The organism is Stenotrophomonas sp. CC22-02 (assembly GCF_004365115.1).
Lineage (GTDB): Bacteria > Pseudomonadota > Gammaproteobacteria > Xanthomonadales > Xanthomonadaceae > Stenotrophomonas > Stenotrophomonas forensis.
In genome coordinates this window covers 698,956-718,349 of sequence record NZ_SOCO01000001.1, presented here as the reverse complement: position 1 = coordinate 718,349, position 19,394 = coordinate 698,956, and the positions used below count along the sequence as shown (strand labels likewise).

At 66.8% G+C, this 19,394-nt stretch carries 12 protein-coding genes; 7 read left to right on the top strand and 5 right to left on the bottom strand.

Annotated elements, in window-relative coordinates:
* Nucleotides 1-83 precede the first annotated feature (83 nt).
* Together N440_RS03435 and N440_RS03430 are read right to left on the bottom strand one after the other, a co-directional pair.
* Nucleotides 84-2,162 (bottom strand): S9 family peptidase, encoded by a 2,079-nt coding sequence (locus N440_RS03435; protein ID WP_133934096.1) that lies wholly within the window; start codon nucleotides 2,160-2,162, stop codon nucleotides 84-86.
* Nucleotides 2,163-2,418: 256 nt separating this feature from the next.
* A complete protein-coding gene (locus N440_RS03430; RefSeq protein ID WP_133934095.1) occupies nucleotides 2,419-4,383 on the bottom strand; it encodes an oligopeptide transporter, OPT family in 1,965 nt (654 codons plus the stop codon).
* 320 nt (nucleotides 4,384-4,703) lie between these two features.
* Here N440_RS03430 and N440_RS03425 point away from each other — a divergent pair, with 320 nt between their 5' ends.
* The 3 genes from N440_RS03425 to N440_RS03415 all read left to right on the top strand — a co-directional run bounded on the left by N440_RS03425 (nucleotide 4,704) and on the right by N440_RS03415 (nucleotide 8,325).
* Nucleotides 4,704-5,210 carry a hypothetical protein gene (locus N440_RS03425; protein ID WP_243831282.1) on the top strand — a complete coding sequence of 169 codons (507 nt, stop codon included), beginning with the start codon at nucleotides 4,704-4,706 and terminating at the stop codon, nucleotides 5,208-5,210.
* A gap of 91 nt (nucleotides 5,211-5,301) precedes the next feature.
* Nucleotides 5,302-6,450, top strand: a complete 1,149-nt coding sequence (locus N440_RS03420; RefSeq protein WP_279587422.1) for a heparan-alpha-glucosaminide N-acetyltransferase domain-containing protein — start codon at nucleotides 5,302-5,304, stop codon at nucleotides 6,448-6,450.
* A 120-nt stretch (nucleotides 6,451-6,570) separates the two neighbouring features.
* Nucleotides 6,571-8,325 carry an oligopeptide:H+ symporter gene (locus N440_RS03415; protein WP_133934093.1) on the top strand — a complete coding sequence of 585 codons (1,755 nt, stop codon included), beginning with the start codon at nucleotides 6,571-6,573 and terminating at the stop codon, nucleotides 8,323-8,325.
* A gap of 22 nt (nucleotides 8,326-8,347) precedes the next feature.
* Here the strand turns inward: N440_RS03415 and N440_RS03410 are convergent, their stop codons facing one another.
* From N440_RS03410 to N440_RS03400, 3 genes are all read right to left on the bottom strand, one after another.
* A complete protein-coding gene (locus tag N440_RS03410) occupies nucleotides 8,348-10,333 on the bottom strand; it encodes a prolyl oligopeptidase family serine peptidase (protein WP_133934092.1) in 1,986 nt (661 codons plus the stop codon).
* Between the two features lie 73 nt (nucleotides 10,334-10,406).
* Entirely contained in the window at nucleotides 10,407-12,395 is a 1,989-nt protein-coding gene (locus N440_RS03405) for a S9 family peptidase (RefSeq protein WP_133934091.1), read from the bottom strand.
* A 167-nt stretch (nucleotides 12,396-12,562) separates the two neighbouring features.
* Entirely contained in the window at nucleotides 12,563-13,198 is a 636-nt protein-coding gene (locus N440_RS03400) for a LysE family transporter (protein ID WP_008267441.1), read from the bottom strand.
* 138 nt (nucleotides 13,199-13,336) lie between these two features.
* On the opposite strand from N440_RS03400, the gene N440_RS03395 reads away from it, so the two are divergent.
* From N440_RS03395 to N440_RS03380, 4 genes are all read left to right on the top strand, one after another.
* Nucleotides 13,337-14,242 (top strand): LysR family transcriptional regulator ArgP, encoded by a 906-nt coding sequence (locus tag N440_RS03395; protein ID WP_049457744.1) that lies wholly within the window; start codon nucleotides 13,337-13,339, stop codon nucleotides 14,240-14,242.
* 187 nt (nucleotides 14,243-14,429) lie between these two features.
* Nucleotides 14,430-14,876, top strand: a complete 447-nt coding sequence (locus tag N440_RS03390; RefSeq protein WP_133934090.1) for a GNAT family N-acetyltransferase — start codon at nucleotides 14,430-14,432, stop codon at nucleotides 14,874-14,876.
* A 182-nt stretch (nucleotides 14,877-15,058) separates the two neighbouring features.
* Nucleotides 15,059-16,765, top strand: a complete 1,707-nt coding sequence (mqo, locus tag N440_RS03385; RefSeq protein ID WP_133934089.1) for a malate dehydrogenase (quinone) — start codon at nucleotides 15,059-15,061, stop codon at nucleotides 16,763-16,765.
* A 261-nt stretch (nucleotides 16,766-17,026) separates the two neighbouring features.
* Nucleotides 17,027-19,219, top strand: a complete 2,193-nt coding sequence (locus tag N440_RS03380) for a TonB-dependent siderophore receptor (RefSeq protein ID WP_133934088.1) — start codon at nucleotides 17,027-17,029, stop codon at nucleotides 19,217-19,219.
* Nucleotides 19,220-19,394: the final 175 nt, after the last annotated feature.

The window sequence follows — 19,394 nt, the reverse complement described above, 5'->3', positions numbered from 1 at the left end:
TGGGAAGCGGAATGGGGTTGCCGGCCAGCGGCCGGCACTACCCGTAAGCAGAGCGCCGCCCCGAAGGGCGGCGCCGGAACCGCTTATTCGCCGATGTGCTGCTTCAGCCAGGCATTGACGGTGTCATGCCACAGGATGCTGTTGTTCGGCTTCAGCACCCAGTGGTTCTCGTCCGGGAAGTACAGGAACTTCGATTCGATGCCCTGGCGCTGTGCCGCAGTGAACGCAGCCAGGCCCTGCTCGACCGGGATGCGGAAGTCCTGCTGGCCGTGGATGACCAGGATCGGCTTCTTCCAGTCCGCCACGTGGTTGACCGGGTTGAACTTCTCGTAGTTCGCCGCCTTCTGGTACGGCGTACCGCCCTGCTCCCACTCGGTGAACCACAGTTCTTCGGTGGCGTAACCCATCATGCGCTGGTCGAACACGCCGTCGTGGTTGACCAGGCACTTGAACGGGCCGTTCCAGTTGCCTGCGATCCAGTTGACCATGAAGCCGCCGTAGCTGGCGCCCAGCGCACAGGCCTTGTCGCCGTTGAGGAAGGAATACTTCTTCAGCGCCGCGTCCCAGCCCTTCTGCAGGTCTTCCAGCGGGCGGTCGCCCCAGTGCTGGCTGATCGCATCGGTGAAGGCCTGGCCGTAGCCGGTGGAGCCGTGGAAGTCGATCATCACCACGGCGTAGCCCTGGCCCGCATAGGTCTGCGGATTCCAGCGGTAGCTCCAGCCGTTGCCGAAGCTGCCCTGCGGGCCGCCGTGGATCAGGAACGCGACCGGGTAGGACTTGCCTTCCTGGTAGTTGTGCGGCTTGACCACGTAGCCGTGCACGGTGTCGTTGTTCCAGCCCTTGAACTCGAACTGCTCGTAGTCGCCGAAGGACACGTCCTTCAGCACGTCGCCTGCGGCAGGAGTCAGCGCGCGCAGCTCGCCGATCGGCTGGCCAGCGGCCGGCAGCAGGCCGACCAGCACCTGGTCGTTGCTCTTCAGGCTGTTGCGGGTGATCACCACGCTGTTGCCGGCCACGTCGACCGCGGTCACGCTGCCGTCGCCGATCAGCTTGGTGGCCTTGCCGCTGGCCACGTCGATCTGGAACAGCGGGTGCTCGCCGAGGTCATCGGCGGTGGTGTAGATGCTGGCGCCATCGGCGGACAGGGCGATGCCACCGGCCGAGCGATCCCACTGCGGGGCGATCTCGCGGGTCTTGCCGCTGGCCAGGTCCATCGCCATCAGGCCGAAGCGATCGGCCTCGAAGCCCGGGCGCTTCATCGCGCGGTAGAACAGGGTCTTGCCGTCGGCGCTGAACACCGGGCCGGCATCCCAGGCCGGGTTGGCGGCGGTCAGGTTGACCGGCGCCTGCTTGCCGGCAGCGTCGAAACGGTACAGGTCGAAGTTGGTCGACCACGGCTCCTGCTTGCCGGCCACGCGGATGCTGGCCACTACGCTGGCGCCATCCGGCGACCACGCGAAGTCATCATTGCCGCCGAACGGCTTGGACGGTGCATCGCCATCGATGGTCGCGCTCAGCGCCGAAGCGCCCTTGACCGGGCCGGCCTTGGCTGCCGGTAGCGGCGCCACGAACAGGGTGTTGCGGCGGCCGTCATTCCAGGTATCCCAGTGGCGCACGAACAGCGAGTCGAAGACCTTGCCGCTGGCCTTGGCGTCCTTGTTGTCCTTGAGCTTCTTCTCGGTGCACGCCAGGTCAGAGGCGCACGCCTGGAACACGCCGGCGCTGAACAGCACGCGGTCGTCCTGCGGCGACACGTGGTAGCTGTCCACGTCAACCGCGAAATCGGTCAGCTGGCGCGGCGTGCCGCCGCTGAGCGGCTGTGCATACAGCTGCTGGCTACCGTTCTTGCCGCTGAGGAAGTACACGGTCTGGCCATCGGCCGACAGCGAAGCGGAATTGACGTTCCAGCCAGCCGGGGTGATCTGCTTCGGCGGTGCCGCATCACGGGTGAGCAGGTTGCGTGCGAACAGCGCGGTAGAGGCCTTCAGGTTGGCATCCACGCTGCGCTTGGCGAACACCACGGTGCCGCCGTCAGCGGTCAGTACCGGCGCGGAGACGCGGTCCATGGCCACCATGTCGCGGACTTCCAGGCCACGGGCAGCGGCGACGCCGGGCAGGGCGGCCAGCAGGCTCAGTGGCAGCAGGGCATGACGCAGTTTCATCGGGGTCTCCGCAGGGACGGCAAAAAACCGATGTTAGGCCCGTGCGGCCGGGGCTGCCAAGGCCATCGGTCATGGCTGTGATCGAGCAGCCGCCAGAACGGGCAAACCCGCGCCGAAGCTGGGTTTGCGGTAGTGCCGGCCGCTGGCCGGCACTCATGGGCCTTCATGGGTTCCGGGGTTGCCGGCCAGCGGCCGGCACTACCCATCAAACCTGGGGCCAGAGCCCTTCCCTGCCGGAAGGGATCCGACCCACCCCTTACGCCACGGCGCGCTTGCCGGTGCGGTAGATCAGCCAGCCGACCAGGAACAGCACGGCCAGGCCGATCCACTGTGCGCCCGGCAGGTGGAACGGCACGGCCAGCACGTCGGCGCGGCTGCTGACCACGATCGGCACGGCGATGGCGATGCCCATCAGCGCTTCGCCGGTGATCAGGCCAGCGGCGAACAGCACGCCCGGCTTGTGCACGCGGTCGCGGCCTTCTTCGTCATCGGCGCGCACCTTGTGGAAGCGCTCGACCAGGTAGGCGATCAGGCCACCGAGGAAGATCGGCACCATCAGCTCCAGCGGCAGGTAGATACCGATGGCGGCGGCCAGCACCGGCACGCGGAAACGTGCGTTGCGCGACTTCAGCCAGCTGTCGAAGGCAATGATGGCAGCGCCGATCAGGGCACCGATGCCGATGAAGGTCCACGGCAGCTCGCCACCGAACAGGCCCTTGGCCACCGAGGCCATCAGGTTGGCCTGCGGCGCGGCCAGCGCGTTCGGGTGCAGCTCGGACTTCACGCCGATGCCGTAGGCGGTGGCCAGCAGGTTCAGCACCGGGGCCATGATCAGCGCGCACGAGAACGCACCGATGCCCAGCATCAGCTGCTGCTTCCACGGGGTGGCACCGACGATGTAACCGGCCTTGAGGTCCTGCAGGTTGTCACCGCCAACCGCCGCAGCGCAGCACACCACCGCACCGATCATGATCGCGGCCACCGCACCCAGCGGCGCACCGAAGGCACCCACCGGCTGCAGGCCATCCTTGCCCAGCAGCAGCACCAGCACCGCCGAGGCGAACAGGATGGTGGAGATGGTGATGCCCGAGACCGGGTTGTTCGACGAGCCGATCAGGCCGGCCAGGTAGGCCGAGACCGAAACGAACAGGAAGCCGGCGGCGATCATGATGAGGGTCATCGGGATCGACACGTGCCACTGGCCGACGATGGCCTGGTACAGGGCCAGCAGCGGCAGCACGAAGACCACCAGTGCCACCAGCATCCACTTCATCGGCAGGTCGCGCTCGGTGTGCGCCAGCACCGGGCCACCGCTCTTGCGCGCAGCCGCGAAGCCGCTCTTGACGCCGTTCAGCAGCGACTTGCGCAGCGAGATCAGGGTCCAGATGCCACCGATCAGCATCGCGCCGACGCCCAGGTAGCGCATTTTCACGTTCCAGATGGCTCCTGCGGCGTCGGTGGCCGAGGCCGTGGCGATCGACGCGGCCAGGCCCGGATCGGTATTCATGAAGAACGCCTGGTACACCGGAATGGCGATGTGCCAGGTCAGGATCGAGCCGGACACCACCACGATGCCGACGTTGAGGCCGACGATGTAGCCCACGCCGAGCAGCGCCGGCGACAGGTTGGTGCCGATGAAGGCGGTGACCTTGGAGCTGCCGACATAGGCCGAGGTGGCCCAGGCATCCGGAATCAGGTTCATGCCGCTTTTCGCGGCCAGCTTGACGAAGGCGCCGATCACCGCCGACAGGGCGAGGATCTTCAGGCCCGGGCCGGGGTTTTCACCGGCCTTGAGCACTTCGGCGGCGGCCTTGCCTTCCGGGAACGGCAGCGGGTCTTCGACGATCATCGAACGGCGCAGCGGCACCGAGAACAGCACGCCCAGCAGGCCGCCCAGACCGGCGATGCCCAGCACCCACCAGTACTTGAAGTCGGGCCAGTAGCCCATGATCACCAGCGCGGGGATGGTGAAGATCACACCGGCGGCGATTGACGAACCGGCCGAAGCACCGGTCTGCACGATGTTGTTCTCGAGGATGGAGCCACCGCCCAGCAGGCGCAGCACGCCCATGGAAATCACCGCGGCGGGAATGGCGGTGGCGATGGTCAGGCCTGCGAACAGACCGAGGTAGGCGTTTGCGGCCGACAGCACCACCGCCAGCACGATGGCCAGGGCCACTGCGCGGAAGGTGAGCTGCTTGGGCGCAGCGTCGTGGTTCATGGAAGCCCCTGCTGGCAAAAAATCCTGGTCACGCTAGCGTTCAGGGGGCGTCACGTCCAGTGCGGTTCGGGAGGGTTGCAGCCGGGTCGCCGGTGGGATAGTCGCTTTTGACCAAACTCGGCCAACGCATCAAGCCCATCAGGCACATCCCAATGGGCTGCCGGGTACCGGATACCGCGCGCCCCCCTGCCCCACATCGGCCAGGCCAGCCACCGCTGCAGCATTCCAGCCAACATCGTTTGAAGTGTCTCGACTCCCCATGCATCGTGTTCACGATCCAAATGCTGTCGCCGAGCCGACCTATGAAAAGCACACTTCGTATGCGCCCGATCAAGGGGCCGGTCATGGCCATCGTGACCTTGCTCTGCTCGATGCCCCTTTGTGATCACGCATCTGCCTGGAGTCGCGTTGGCGCGATCGAGGTCACTGACCACGCCGGCAGACCCTGTTTCGGGCTTCCCAGGAAAGAGCGCAAGCGTATCGGTGAGACTCCTCAGGTGTTTGGTGTGGAGGTGTATGACGCGATCACTCCACCGCTGCGGCGGCTATGGTCTTTCGACTTTTCCTATCCCGCGTCACTCCCGCTTCCACCCGGCGCTTGCGTCCTCTATGGAGAAGTGCCAGCCAATGCCGTTGCAATACAAACCGCAATGCCGCTGGAGCCTGGACGCCTGTACGACGTCACGATGTCGGCCACCAGAACGGGCGCCACCCGGTTCCATAGCGCCCGATTCTGCGTGAAAGCGGACGCCGATGGCAGCCTGCGGGCGATCCAGGTCCGCTACGACGACGCTCTGGGCTGGAGTCCTGCGGTCTGCCTGCCCTGAGCTGATGGACGCGCTCGTCGGCATCTCTCAGCGCCCGCTGGAAACATGCAATTGTTATGTTATATCCTGTCACGCCGAACGAACATCGTACGTGGCTTCTCCTTCCTCCCCTCGGCTGGCCTCCATCGACCAGCTGCGCGGCACCGTCATGCTGCTGATGCTGCTCGACCACGTGCGCGAGACCTTTTTCCTGCAGCACCAGGTCGGCGACCCGATGGATGCGGCCAGCGTATCCCCTGCCCTGTTCGCTTGCCGCCTGCTGGCCCATCTGTGCGCCCCGGTGTTCGTGCTGCTCACCGGCCTGTCGGCGTGGCTGTATGGCCAGCGCCAGGGCGACCCGCGCCGCGCGATCGCCGCATTCCTGCTCAAGCGCGGCCTGTTCCTGGTGGTGCTGGAACTGACCCTGGTCAACTTCGCCTGGACCTTCCAGTTCCCGCCGGACACGCTGTACCTGCAGGTGATCTGGGCCATTGGCCTGAGCATGATCGCGCTGGCCGGCCTGCTGTGGCTGCCGCGCCCGGCGCTGCTGGTGCTGGGCGTGCTGCTGGTGGCCGGCCATAACCTGTTCGATGGCGTGCGCGTGGAAGGCGACGGCGTGCTGGGCGTGCTATGGAAGGTGCTGCACCAGCGCGACTGGATCGAGACCGGCGTGTTGCGCCTGCGCACGTCCTACCCGCTACTGCCGTGGATCGGGGTGATCGTGCTGGGCTACCTGATGGGGCCGTGGTTCGCGCGCGATCGCGATCCGACGCAGCGCCAGCGCTGGCTGCTGTGGGCCGGGCTGGCCGCTCTGTCAGCCTTCGCCCTGCTGCGCCTGGCCAACGGCTACGGCGAAGCGCCGTGGCAGCACCAGGACAGCACCCTGCGCACCTGGATGAGCGCGTTCAACGTGACCAAGTACCCGCCTTCGCTGCAGTTCCTGCTGCTGACCCTGGGCGTGGGCCTGTTGCTGCTGCGCCTGTACGAATGGCCGCCGGTGGCCCGCGCCCTGCGCCCGCTGGCCGACATCGGAGCGGCGCCGATGTTCTTCTACCTCCTGCACCTGTATGTGCTGAAGCTGCTGTACGTGGCTGCGCTGGTCACGTGGGGCCCCACCCACGGCAGCCTGTACGCGCTGGATTCGGTGGCCGGCCTGCTGCTGGTGGCCTGCGCGCTGGCGGTGGCGATGTACCCACCGACGCTGCTGTTCGGCCGGTTCAAGGCCCGCCGTCGCGACCTGGCTTGGCTGCGCTACCTGTAGGCTGTCAATCGGGCGTCCATCCACGCATTGCGTGGATCTGCTGAAGGCTGGCGGGGCGCTACCGGGCGCGGGCGCGGCTGCAGGCCTATAATCGCGCCCTTTCCGCTGTTCCCGCCGTCGATGACCGTTGCCGCTACCACCTCCGACGACTTCCTGGGCCATCCCAAGGGCGTCTACGTCTGCTTCTTCACCGAGATGTGGGAGCGCTTCTCCTTCTACGGCATGAAGGCGCTGCTGCTGCTCTACCTCACCAAGTACCACCTGTTCGGCGACAAGGCCGGGCTGGACCTGCTCGGCGCCTACGGCGGGCTGGTGTACTGCATCCCGGTGTTCGGCGGCATGCTGGCCGACCGCTGGCTGGGCATGCGCCGGGCGGTGCTGTTCGGCGGCATCCTGCTGGTGCTCGGCCATCTGGGCATGGCCTTCGAGGGCCACGCCGCGTACCGGGTGAACGGCGAAGTGGTGCGCGACACCTCGGCGCTGGCGGTGACCTACCTGTCGCTGGCGCTGATCATCATGGGCGTGGGTTTCCTGAAGCCGAACATCTCCACCATCGTCGGCAAGCTGTACGCCAAGGACGATCCACGCCGCGATTCGGGTTTCTCGCTGTTCTACGCCGGCATCAACCTGGGCGCGCTGTTCTCTTCGCTGGTGTGCGGTTTCCTCGGCGAAGCCTACGGCTGGAAGTACGGCTTCGGCGCGGCCGGCATCGGCATGCTGGCTGGCCTGGCGATGTTCCTGTGGGGCCAGAAATACCTGCAGGGCCATGCAGAACCTCCGCAACCGGCCGCGCTGAAGCAGAAGGTGCTGGGCCTGCCCCGCGAATGGCTCATCTATCTGTGCGCGGTGCTCGGTGTGCTGCCGGTGGCGTGGCTGATGTGGGCCGCCGGCAACGGCGCCTTCGCGCTGGGCGGTGAAATCAGCCTGGCGCTGATGCTGATGCTGGTGGTGCTGGGCGGCGTGCTGGTCTGGTTCGCGTGGTTCACCGGCACGAAGTGCACGCCGGTACAGCGCCAGCAGATGATCGCGCTGATGGTGCTGATCTTCATGGCGCTGGTGTTCTTCACGATGTACGAGCAGTCGTATGGCTCGTGGGTGACCTTCACCGACCGCCTGCTGACCAAGGACATCGTGCCGTCGCTGGTGATCACCGGCGGTACGCCGCTGCCGTGGTCGATCATCTCGCTGCTGCTGGCACCGCTGGGCTTCGTGGTCAGCGCGCGATTGTCCGAGCGTCGTCCGGGCTCGTCGGCACCACGCACCTTCTTCGCCGCCATCGTCGTGCTGATGCTGGTGCTGCTGGTGCGCGACTGCCTGGTGATTCCGCAGACCGCCGGTTCGCTGACCTATCTCGGCGGCCTGTTCCTGGTACTGCTGGCACCGGCCTTCGCCGCGCTGTGGACGTGGATGGACCGCCGCGGCTGGGAGCCCGGCAAGCCGGTGAAGTCGGCATGGGGCCTGGTGATCGGTGCGCTGTCATTCGTGCCGCTGGCGCTGGCCGCGCAGCAGGTCGGTGCCACCGGCGAGATGGCCAGTGTCTGGTGGCTGGTGCTGGCCTACTTCCTGCTGGCCAGCGGCGAGATGTGCCTGTCGCCGGTCGGCCTTTCCGCCGTGACCCAGCTGGCCGTGCCACGGGTGATGAGCCTGATGATGGGCACCTGGTTCCTGGCCACTGCATTCTCGGAAACGCTGGCCGCACTGTTCGGCAAGCTCGCCGCCATCGATGTGCCGGAAGGCGAATCACTCGACATGGTGGCTGCCGCCGGTGCCTATGCGCATCTGTTCTGGCTGCTGATGTGGATCGGCCTGGGTTGCGCGTTGGCCGCCTTCATCGCTGCGCCGCTGTTGAGGCGGATGATGCACGGGGTGAAGTAAGGCCCCGTGCAGCGGCGCCCGCTCAGGGCGCCTTGGCCTTTTCCACTGATGCTGCAACCTGGGCGTTCGCCCCGCCCAGGTGCTTCGACAGGAACGCCAGCAGGCGCGTGTAGTAGTCGCGCTGGCTGGCTTCGCCGTAGAAGCCATGCCCTTCGCGCGCGTAATACACCGCCTCCACCGGCACCCCGGCCTGCTTCAGGGCCGCTTCCATCCGCTGTGTGTGCTGCACCGGCGCACGCGCGTCTTCGCGCCCGGCCGCCAGCAACACCGGCACCGTGATCCGGGCCGCCAGGTTCACCGGCGAGACCACTGCCAGTGCCGCGGGATCGCCGAGCCATTCATTCAGATAGGTCACGCCCGAAGCGCGGTCCTGGATATCACCGCGCTTGAACATCAGCGGCAGGTCGTACACGCCCACATAGCCCGCGGCGCACCGGTACAACGCCGGCTCACGCACGGCGCCCATCATGGCCGAGTACGCGCCGTAGCTGGCGCCATAGATGCAGATGCGCTGCGGGTCGGCGATGCCTTCGGCAATGGCCCAGCGGGTGGCGTCGGTCACGTCATCCTGCATGGCCTGGCCCCATTGCTTGGCCGCAGCCTGGGTGTGGGCGCGACCATAGTTGCCGGACCCGCGGAAATTGACCTGCAGCACCGCATAGCCGGCTGCGGCCAGCAGCTGGTTGTCACGCTCGAAGCCACCATCATCGAATTCGCCGATGGGCCCGCCGTGCGGCATCACGACCATCGGCAGGCGGCGGCCGTCACTGCCCTTGGGTACGGTCAGGAAGCCGTGCAACGGCAGGCCGTCGCGCGCAGCCAGGGCGATCGGACGCACGCTGGCGGCTCCGTCGCGGTCGAACCAGCGCTGGCGCGCGGTCAGGAACGCCGCGTCGCGGGTGGCGGTATTGAACATGAACCAGTCGCCGGGATTGCCGCCCGAACTGACCTTGACCAGGATGCGCGCGTTGTCACGGGTGGCCGACAGCAGGCTGACCCGCTGGCCGGGGAAAGCCTTTTCCAGCATGCGCTGGATCCGCGCGGTGGGCGACTGCTCGTCGAAGAACGCGCTGCGCGCGGTCGCCCCCACGAACTGCACGCCGACCGGCACACGGCTGCCCGGCTGGTAGATGATGGAGCCCGGGTCGACCACCGCGTCGCGCAGCAGGGTTCGCCGCTCGTCGGTCTGTGGATTCCAGCTGACCACCGCATCCGGGCCGGTGGCCTGTTCGACAATCAGGTAGGCCAGCTGGTTGTCGGCGGAAAAACCTATCGCGCGTTCGATGCGGTGGCTGCTGCCCTCGTCGTTGAGCAGGGTCCAGCGTCCATCGTCCTGCCGGTAGTAGAGCTTGTTGATGTTGTCCGCGGCGGCGCCGCGGGCAAAGCGCAGCACGCCGGCGTTGTCGGTGGTGAATGTTGCCCGCTGCACCGGCGACCGCGAGACCAGCACGCGGCGGCCGGTGATGACGTCCATCCGCTCAAGCCGTGCGCTGGTGTCGTTGGCGAACGGCCACAGCGAGATCAGCACGTTGCGCTCGTCACCAGACAGCGGATCGGCCAGGAACGCGGCCACAGGCTCGACCACGCGGCCGCTGACCAGGCCCGGCTCATCCGGTCGCGCGCGGTAGCCGACCAGAAGATCCCCCCGCTTGCCATCGACATCCATCGCATAGAGCTCGCCGGTGGAGCGCGGCGCATCCAGCGCGCCCCACTTCTCGGCCAGCCCGATCAGCAGGCGACGGTCGCTCACCCAATCGACGCTGTTGGCGTGGTTGTTGCGCGGCGGCCGGAAATTGCCGACCAGTTCCATGGTGCGGGTGCGCAGCACGGCCACGGCCGTAGCCCCTTCCAGCGGCAGGGTCATGGCCAGGTACTCGCCGGTGGGCGACAGCTGGATGTCGTTGAACTCGGCGCGCCGCACGTAATCGTCCAGTGCGATGTCGGCTGCGCGCGCGTGGCTGGCAGCGCACAGCGACAGCAGGACGGCGAGCAGCAATGCATGCTTCATGGTGTCCCCCTTCTGACCGGGCAGCCTGGCTGCCCGGCATGCCGAAGCGCACGTCCCGCGCGCGCCGATGCAGTTACGGCGCCTTGCCGCTGCCGGCCGGTGCTGCTTCGCCGGCGGTGGCCCCACCCAGGCTGCGCGACAGGAAGGCCAGCAGCCGGCTGTAGTAGGTGCGCTGGTTGGCCAGGTTGTAGAAGCCATGCCCTTCGTTCTTGACGTACAGGCTCTCCACCGGCGAGCCGGCCTTCTTCAGCGCCGCCTCCATGCGCTCGCTGTGCACGATCGGTGCGCGCTGGTCCTGGCCCCCTGCGGCCAGGAATACCGGCACCCGCACCTGCGCTGCCAGGTTCACCGGCGAGCGCTCTGCCAGCTCATTGGGCGATCCCAGCCAGTTGCGCAGGTACGCCAGGCCTGACTCATCGCTCTGGATATCGCCCCGGGCATACATCAGCGGCAAGTCGTAGATGCCGACATAACCGGCTGCACACTGGTAGAGACCCGGCTCGCGCACCGCGCCCATCATCGCCGCATAGGCGCCGTAGCTGGCGCCGTAGATGCAGATGCGGTCCTTGTCCGCCACGCCCTGTTCGATGGCCCAGCGCGTGGCATCGGTGACGTCATCCTGCATCGACAGCCCCCATTGCTTGCGCGCTGCCTGCATGTGCGCCCGGCCATAGCCGGAAGAACCCCGGAAATTGACCTGCAGCACCGCGTATCCGGCCGCTGCCAGCATCTGGGTCTCGGCCTCGTAGGCGCCATGGTCGGTAACACCGATCGGCCCACCATGCGGCAGTACCACCATCGGCAGTGCACGCGCCTCGCGCCCGTGCGGGACCGTCAGGAAGCCATGCAGCGGGCGGCCATCGCGCGCCTTGACGCTGATCGGGCGGACCTCGGCGGTCAGCGCCGGGTCGACCCAGTCGCTGCGGCTGATCAGGTGGCGGGCGCTCTTGCCCACCGTGTCATACAGATAGAAGTCACCCGGATTGCGGCCTGACCAGCTCTCCACCAGCACGGTCCTGCCATCGCGCGTGCTGGAGGTGATGTAGACCGGCCCTCCCAGGCCCGCTTCAAGGCTGCGGTAGAGGCGCGCTTCGTCCGAGGCGTCATCGAAGAACGCCGTTCGCGGCGCGCCGCCAAGGAACAGCGCCCCCACCGGCACGCGGCTGCCGGGGCGACGGATGATGCGTGCCGGATCGGCGGTTTCATCACGCAGCACGGTGCGTCGCTCATTGCTCTGCGGGTCCCAGCTGACAATCGCGTCGGGCCCTTCGGCCTGCTCGACCTGCAGATAGGCCAGGCGACCGTCGGCCGAGAAACCGAGGGGGACTTCGATGCGCTTGCTCAGGGCCTCGTCGTTGAGCAGGATCCACTCGCTGTTGCTGCCCGCCCGGTAGTAGAGCTTCTGCGTTCCATCAGTGACGGCAGCGCGCGCGAATCGCACCTCGCCCTGCTCATCGGTGGTGAAGTCCGCATCGGCAACCGGCGCCCGCGCCACCGCGTTGCGGCGACCGGTCATCACGTCCATGCGCTCGATCTGTGCATGCGAGTTGCCGACGAAGGGAACCACGGTGACCAGCACGTTGCGGTCGTCGTCCTTCAGTTCGTCGCTGAGGAACGCAGCAACCATGCCCGCCGGCTTGACCTTGATGTTGGTACCCAGGCTCTGATCGGCAACCCGGTACCCCACCAGCAGCTCGCCGCCCTTGCCGTTGGCATTGATGCCGAACAGCTCGCCGGTCGGCGTGGGCCGGTCCAGCAGCCCGAGTTTCTGCGCCATGCCCACCAGCAGCCGTTCGTTGCTGACCCAGTCGAAAGTGTGGGCGTGGTCATTGCGTGGCGGACGGAAGCTGCCGACCATCTTCATGTCGGCAATGCGATAGATTGCCAGTGCCGTCCCGGCTTCCAGCGGTACCGTGGCGGCAACGTACTCTCCGCCCGGCGAAATCTTGATGTCGGTGAACGATTCCTGCCGCAGGAAACGATCCAGATCCAGCGTCGCCGTCGCCGCCGCTGTCCCGCCCGATACGGCCCCCAGCACCACAGCCAGCACAATCCTGCGCATCCTTCCCCCATGGAAAACCGGACAGCCTGTCCGGATGCGCGATTCTAGGCACGTACATGCGGCGGATGCCACAGGGGCAAAAAAAACGACGGCACCGTTGCCGGTGCCGTCGTTACCACTACCTTGGAGAGAGAGTCAGGACGTGGGTTCGGGGGGCGTGCGCCGGGTCAATGGACCCCGCGTACCGCCAACATGAGGGCCAGGATGCTGAGGATCACGGCGATGGTGCCGTCCAGCACGCGCCAGGTACCGGGCTTGGTGAACAGCGGCGCCAAGAGGCGTGCGCCCAGGCCCTGCGCGGTCAGCCACAGGCAGCTGGCGGTGACCACGCCGGCGGCGAAGGCCATGCGGGCATTGCCGAAGTTCTCGGCAATCGAGCCGATCACCATCATGTCCAGCCAGAAGTGCGGATTGATCAGCGAGAAGCCGACCGCGGCCATCAGTACGGCACGGCGGCTGCCGTCATCGCTGTCAGCCTCGCCCATGCCGCCGCCTCCGGCGATCGCACGGCGCGCCGACTTCATCGCATACCAGGCCAGGAACGCCACGCCGGTCCACAGCACGGCGGTGGTCAGCCACGGCAGCGCCGAGGTGAGCGTGCGCAGGCCGGCCACGCTGGCGAAGATGAAGATGGCATCGATGGCCGCGCAGGTGGCGACCACCGGCACGATGTGCTTGCGCAGGATGCCCTGGCGCAGAATGAAGGCGCTCTGGGCCCCGACCACGGCGAACAGGCCGATGCCGGTGGCTGCACCAGAGAACCAGGCACCGAGGCCGGTGCTGGCGGAGATGACCGAGAACATGGGATGGACTGCCTTGTGTTGCTTGGGGGGACGGTGCCTCGCGAAGGCGGACAGCACCGGAACGGGCGCCATTGTCGCGCCGCAACATGAAAAAGACGAGCTAAACTTCCTAAACCAACATTAGCGGAACTTAATTCGATGCGTATCGACCATGCCCAGCTTCGCGCCCTGGCCGCGGTGATCCGCGAAGGCAGCTTCGACCGCGCCGCGCAGTCGCTGAATGTCACCCCTTCGGCCATCTCGCAGCGGGTCAAGGCGCTGGAGGACCGGGTTGGCCGCCTGCTGGTCAAGCGCGGCACCCCGGCCACCGCCACCACCGAGGGCCAGGTGCTGGTGCAGCTGGCCGAGCAGACCGCCCTGCTCGAACACGACGCGCTGCACCGGATGGGCCTGGCCGACGAGGACCTGCCCCAGGCCAGCATCCCGGTGGCGGTGAACCATGACAGCCTGGAAACCTGGTTCCCGCAGGCTGCCTCGCAGTTCGCGCAGAGCACCGGCACCACCCTGGACCTGCGCGTGGAAGACCAGGACCACACCGTGGAACTGCTGCGCCAGGGCACCGTGCTGGGCGCGGTGACCACCCTGGACGAGCCGGTGCAGGGCTGCCAGATCCACGCACTGGGCAGCATCCGCTACGCCGCGACCTGCACCCCGGAGTTCCGCGAGCGCCACTTCGCCAAGGGCGTGACCGCGCAGGCGCTGGCGCAGGCACCGGTGCTGGTGTTCAACCGCAAGGATGACATGCAGTCGCGCTTTGCCCGGCGCATGGCCGGCGACGATCTGCCCAGCACGGCGCCGACCTGGTGGATTCCCTCCACCCGCGCCTTCGTGCAGGCCAACCTGGGCGGCATGGGCTGGACCATGAACCCCCTGCCGCTGGTCAAGCGCCATCTGGACGCCGGCCGCCTGGTCTACGTGCGGCAGCGCGCGTGGGAAGACGTGCCGCTGTACTGGCAGCACTGGAAAGGTGACGTGCAGACCATGGCATTGCTGACCCGCGCCGTGCTGGACGCCTCCTCGGCGCTGATCCGGCGCAAGCGCTGATCGTGAGCTGCAAAAAGGGGACGGAGGGAATTAAGTCGTTTAAGGCGAGAACGACTTACAAGGCAGAAACGACTTAATTCCCTCCGTCCCCTTTTTCTGGCGCTCCATGCAATCTCCACGCGTCCTCCACACCGGGTCCATGCGCGATGCGGATACTGGCGGGCCGCCTGTTGCAAGGAAGCCTCGCATGCCCATTTCCGTGCGCGATGCACGCCCCGACGATGCCGCCCAGTGCATCGACCTGCGCGGGCGTACCCGCGAGAACGCCTTCACTGCCGCGCAGCTGACAGAGCTGGGCATCACTCCGGAAAGCTGGGCAGCCGGCATCGCCCACGGCGATTCGATCGGCCGCGTTGCCTGGGAAGGCGAGCGCATGCTGGGCTACTGCTTCGCCGACCGCGACAGCGGCGAGGTGCTGGTGTTGGCCCTGCTGCCGGACTACGAGGGCCGTGGCATCGGGCGCCAGCTGCTGCAGGAAGTGGTCAGCCTGACCCGCGATGCCGGCCACCAACGCCTGTTCCTGGCCTGCTCGGCCGATCCTCGTTCGCGCTCCCATGGCTTCTACCGCCGCCTGGGCTGGCGTCCGACCGGCGAGATCGATGAGGCCGGTGACGAGATCCTCGAACTGATCTGAGCCGGGCGTGGCCCCGCGTTGGGCGTGACGGTGCCGCGAAACGTCGGATGCTGCGTTGCATCAAAAAAGGACCGGTTCCGGTTAGAATCGCCGATGGATGCTGCAAGGCGTTGTTTCTTCACGCCCTTTCCCTGCTCCATGCGCATCCTGAACTCCTCCCCTCCGCCAACGATCCCGCCCCCATGAAGAAATTTGGCAAGGCCCTGCTCGCCCTGCTCGTGCTGCTGTTGCTGGCCGCCGCGCTGTTCCTGTACTGGCCGCTGACCCAGCGTTCGGTGCCCGCCGCCAGCAACGACAAGCCCGTCGACGTTGTGCTGGTCGGCGCCGGCATCATGAGCATCACCCTGGCCACCTACCTGCAGGAACTGCAGCCGGACTGGAACATCCAGGTCTACGAACGCCTCGACGGCGTTGCCGGTGAAAGCTCCGATGGCTGGAACAACGCCGGCACAGGCCATTCGGCGTTCGCCGAACTGAACTACACCCCGGAACTGCCCGACGGCAGCATCGAGACCAAGCGCGCGGTCGGCATCGCCGAATCGTTCGAGGTCTCGCGTCAGTTCTGGTCGCACCAGGTCAAGGAAGGCCGGCTGAGCCAGCCCAGCGACTTCATCAACCCGACCCCGCACATGAGCTTCGTCTGGGGCGATGACAACATCGCCTACCTGCACAAGCGCCAGCAGGCTCTGGTGAAGAACCCGCTGTTCTACGGCATGCAGTACTCCGAAGATCCCAAGCAGATCCAGCAGTGGGCACCGCTGCTGATGGAAGGCCGTGATCCGAAGCAGAAGGTGGCCGCGACCTGGATGCCGCTCGGCACCGACGTCAACTTCGGTGTGATCACCCGCCAGCTGACCACCGGCCTGCAGCGCAGCCCGAACTTCAGCCTGCACCTGAACCACGAAGTGAGCGCGCTGCGGCAGAACGCCGACAAGAGCTGGAACGTGACGGTGAAGGACCTCAAGGCCGGCACCGAGACCACCACCCACGCCCGCTTCGTGTTCATCGGTGCCGGTGGCGCCGCGCTGAAGCTGCTGCAGATGTCGGGCATCCCGGAATCGAAGGACTACGCCGGCTTCCCGGTCGGCGGCCAGTTCCTCGCCTTCCAGGGCCAGGACGTGACCTCGCGCCATGGCGTGAAGGCCTACGGCATGGCCGAGACCGGTTCGCCGCCGATGTCGGTGCCGCACCTGGATGCGCGCAAGCTGGACGGCAAGCCGGTGGTGCTGTTCGGGCCGTTCGCGCTGTACAGCACCAAGTTCCTCAAGCACGGCTCGTGGTGGGACCTGTACTCCTCGGTCACCCACAACAACGTCGGCCCGATGCTGGAAGTGGGCAAGGACAACCTGGACCTGGTGCAGTACCTGATGGGCCAGGCGCGGTTGAACGATGCCGACCGCCAGGCCGAGCTGGTCAAGTACTTCCCCAATGCCAAGCCGGGCGACTGGAAGCTGGTCACCGCCGGCCAGCGCGTGCAGATCATCAAGCGCGACCCGCTGAAGGGCCCGGTGCTGCAGTTCGGTACCGAGATCGTGACCGACAAGGACCACACCCTCGCCGCCCTGCTCGGTGCCTCGCCGGGTGCCTCGACCTCGCCGCCGATCATGCTGGACCTGATGGCCAAGGCCTTCCCGGAGCAGATGAAGGCCGGTTGGGAAGCGCGCCTGCGCGAGATCGTGCCGTCGTACGGGCGCAAGCTCAACGACAGCGCCGCGCTGACCAACGAGATCCGCACGCTGACCAGCCAGACCCTGCACCTGCCGTACCTGGAGGTGCCGGTGGATGCCAATGCCGCAGCGCCGGCACCGGCAGCGGTTCCGGCCCCGGCCCCGGCTCCGGCCCCGGCCAAGGAAAAGCGCAACGCCAACGAGGAGCTGCAGGCGCTGTAAGCCTGCACGCACCTGTCGTCGTACACGGACGGCCACCTTCGGGTGGCCGTTCGCGTTTGCGCGGAGGAGACCTGCCCGCTGCCACGCGCCCGAATAGTCCTGCGCACTGATGAGAATTGAAATGTTGTTAAGAATTATTTACATTTGCGCACTGCGCAGTGACCGCGCCTCTCCCAGATGGACCTGACGTGCCCGAAGCCGCCGCCCCGGGTGCTGGACGACTGTTGCCGCCCTTCCCCGCCTCCACGTTTCGAGCCCACCATGTCCCCGAACCCGCATGACCGCCTGCCCCGCCGCGCGCTGCTGCCCGCTGCCCTGCTTTCGTCGTTGGCCCTGCTGTCCGCACCCAGCGCATTCGCGGCCGCCGATGGCGCTGCCGACGCCAAGACCCTGGACCGGGTCAGCGTCCGCGCCGAACAGTCCGCACCGCCGTCCAGCTCCACCCGCCTGCCGATCACCCTGCAGGAAACCCCGCAATCGGCCACCGCGATCAGCCTGCAGCGCCTGCAGGACGAATCGCTGTTCAGCATCAACGACGTGATGCGCACCGTGCCCGGCGTCAGCGTGTCCTTCTATGACACCCAGCGTCCGCTCTACTACGCGCGTGGCTTTGCCATCACCGATTTCCAGGTCGACGGCATTCCCACTTACAGCGGTTCCACCAACCAGGAATACGACACCGCCTTCTACGACCGCATCGAAGTCATCCGCGGCGCCAACGGCCTGCTCAGCGGTGCGGGCGTGCCGTCGGCCACGGTCAACCTGCTGCGCAAGCGTCCGGGCAAGGAGTTCGACGCATCGTTCTCGCTCAGTGCCGGCAGCTGGGACTACCGCCGCATGCAGGCCGACGTGACCGCGCCGCTCACCGATGATGGCCGCTTCCGCAGCCGGGTAGTCGCCGCCTACACCGATCGCGGGCTGTACTACGACCGCTACGACGAGACCAAGATGGCGGGCATGGCGGTGCTGGAAGGCGACGTCACCGACAGCACCACCCTCACCCTGGGTTACCAGAGCCAGGACAACAACCCGACCGGCTCGACCTGGGGCACCGTCGCGTTCTTCGACAACCAGGGCAACTTCGCCCATCTCGCGCGCTCGACCAACCTGTCGCCGAAGTGGAGCTACTGGAAGCGCGAGAGCAATACCGCCTTTGCCAATCTGGAACAGCGCTTCGGCGAGGACTGGCTGCTGAAGATCAACACCGCCTATACCCGTGGCAACGTGCAGAACGTGCGCCTGTACGGCACCGGCTACCCGGACCCGAACTCCGGCGCGGGCATCTACCTGCGCGCCGCTGCAGGCGATTCCAAGGATACGCGCCGCAACGTCGATGCCTACCTGACCGGCACCTTCCCGCTGTTCGGCCGCGACCATGACCTGACCGTGGGTGCACAGTGGTCGGACCTGGAGGGCACCACCAATACCGTGGCGCTGAACTTCCCCGGCGACTGGGCGACGTGCGGGCGTGAGCGCTGCTACTACATCCCCAACGTGTTCAACTGGGACGGCGACATCTCCGAAGTGACCTACAGCCGCACCGGCGCGCGCCGCGTGGCCAAGACCACGCAGAGTGGCGTCTACCTGGCCACCCGGCTGCGCCTGGCCGATCCGCTGTCGCTGATTGCCGGTGCCCGCCTGAGCCGCTGGCAGACCCTCAGCCGCTCGTACAACGCGGCCGGGGCCTATACCGGCACCAGCGGCGCCTACAAGGTGAGCGATGAGGTCACCCCGTACGTGGGCCTGGTCTACGAGATCACCCCGAACGTCTCCGCGTATGCCAGCTATACCGAGATCTTCAACCCGCAGAACTACAAGGACCGCAACGAGAACCTGCTGGCGCCGGTGCAGGGCTCGAACCTGGAAGCGGGCATCAAGACGCAGTGGTTCGATGGCCGCCTGACCGCCAATGCCGCGGTGTTCGAGGCCAAGCAGGACAACTATGCGGTGCGTGACATGAGCGTGCCGGAAGGCACGCTGAGCGATGGCAGCTCGGCCTACATCGGCATCAACGGTACCAAGGCGCGCGGCTGGGAAATGGACGTCAACGGCGAAATCCTGCCGGGCTGGACGGTCAACGCCGGCTACACCCACGTCAAGGTGACCCGGGCCGCCACCGACCTGCTGTATGCCAACCCGCCCGAGAACCTGCTGCAGCTCAACACCCAGGTGCAGCTGCGCGGCGCACTGGAGCGGCTGAGCATCGGCGGCGGCCTGCAGTGGCAGAGCCGGGTGCAGGGCTACAACATCGCCTACCCGCTGGGGGGCACGGTGACGGTGAACCAGCCGGCGTACTCGCTGGTGCAGTTCAATGCCAACTACCGCATCAGCGACAACTGGACCGCGACGTTGAGCGTGCGCAACGCGCTGGACAAGACCTACTGGGCCAACCTGGACTACAACAACTTCGGCGAACCGCGCTTCGTGGCGGCCAGCCTGCGCTGGAAGTTCTAAGCGACCCGCGAACCGGCGGGTGCCTGGTGGATGCCGACCGTCGGTCGGCACGCCCTGCGCCACGACCCACGGTCGTGGCCTACCTGAATGGGCCCGCCTGCGCGCGGGCCCTTCTTTTTGCTGCGCTGCGGGTTGCACACCCCTCCATAATTATGTCGTAATTATCTCAACGCTA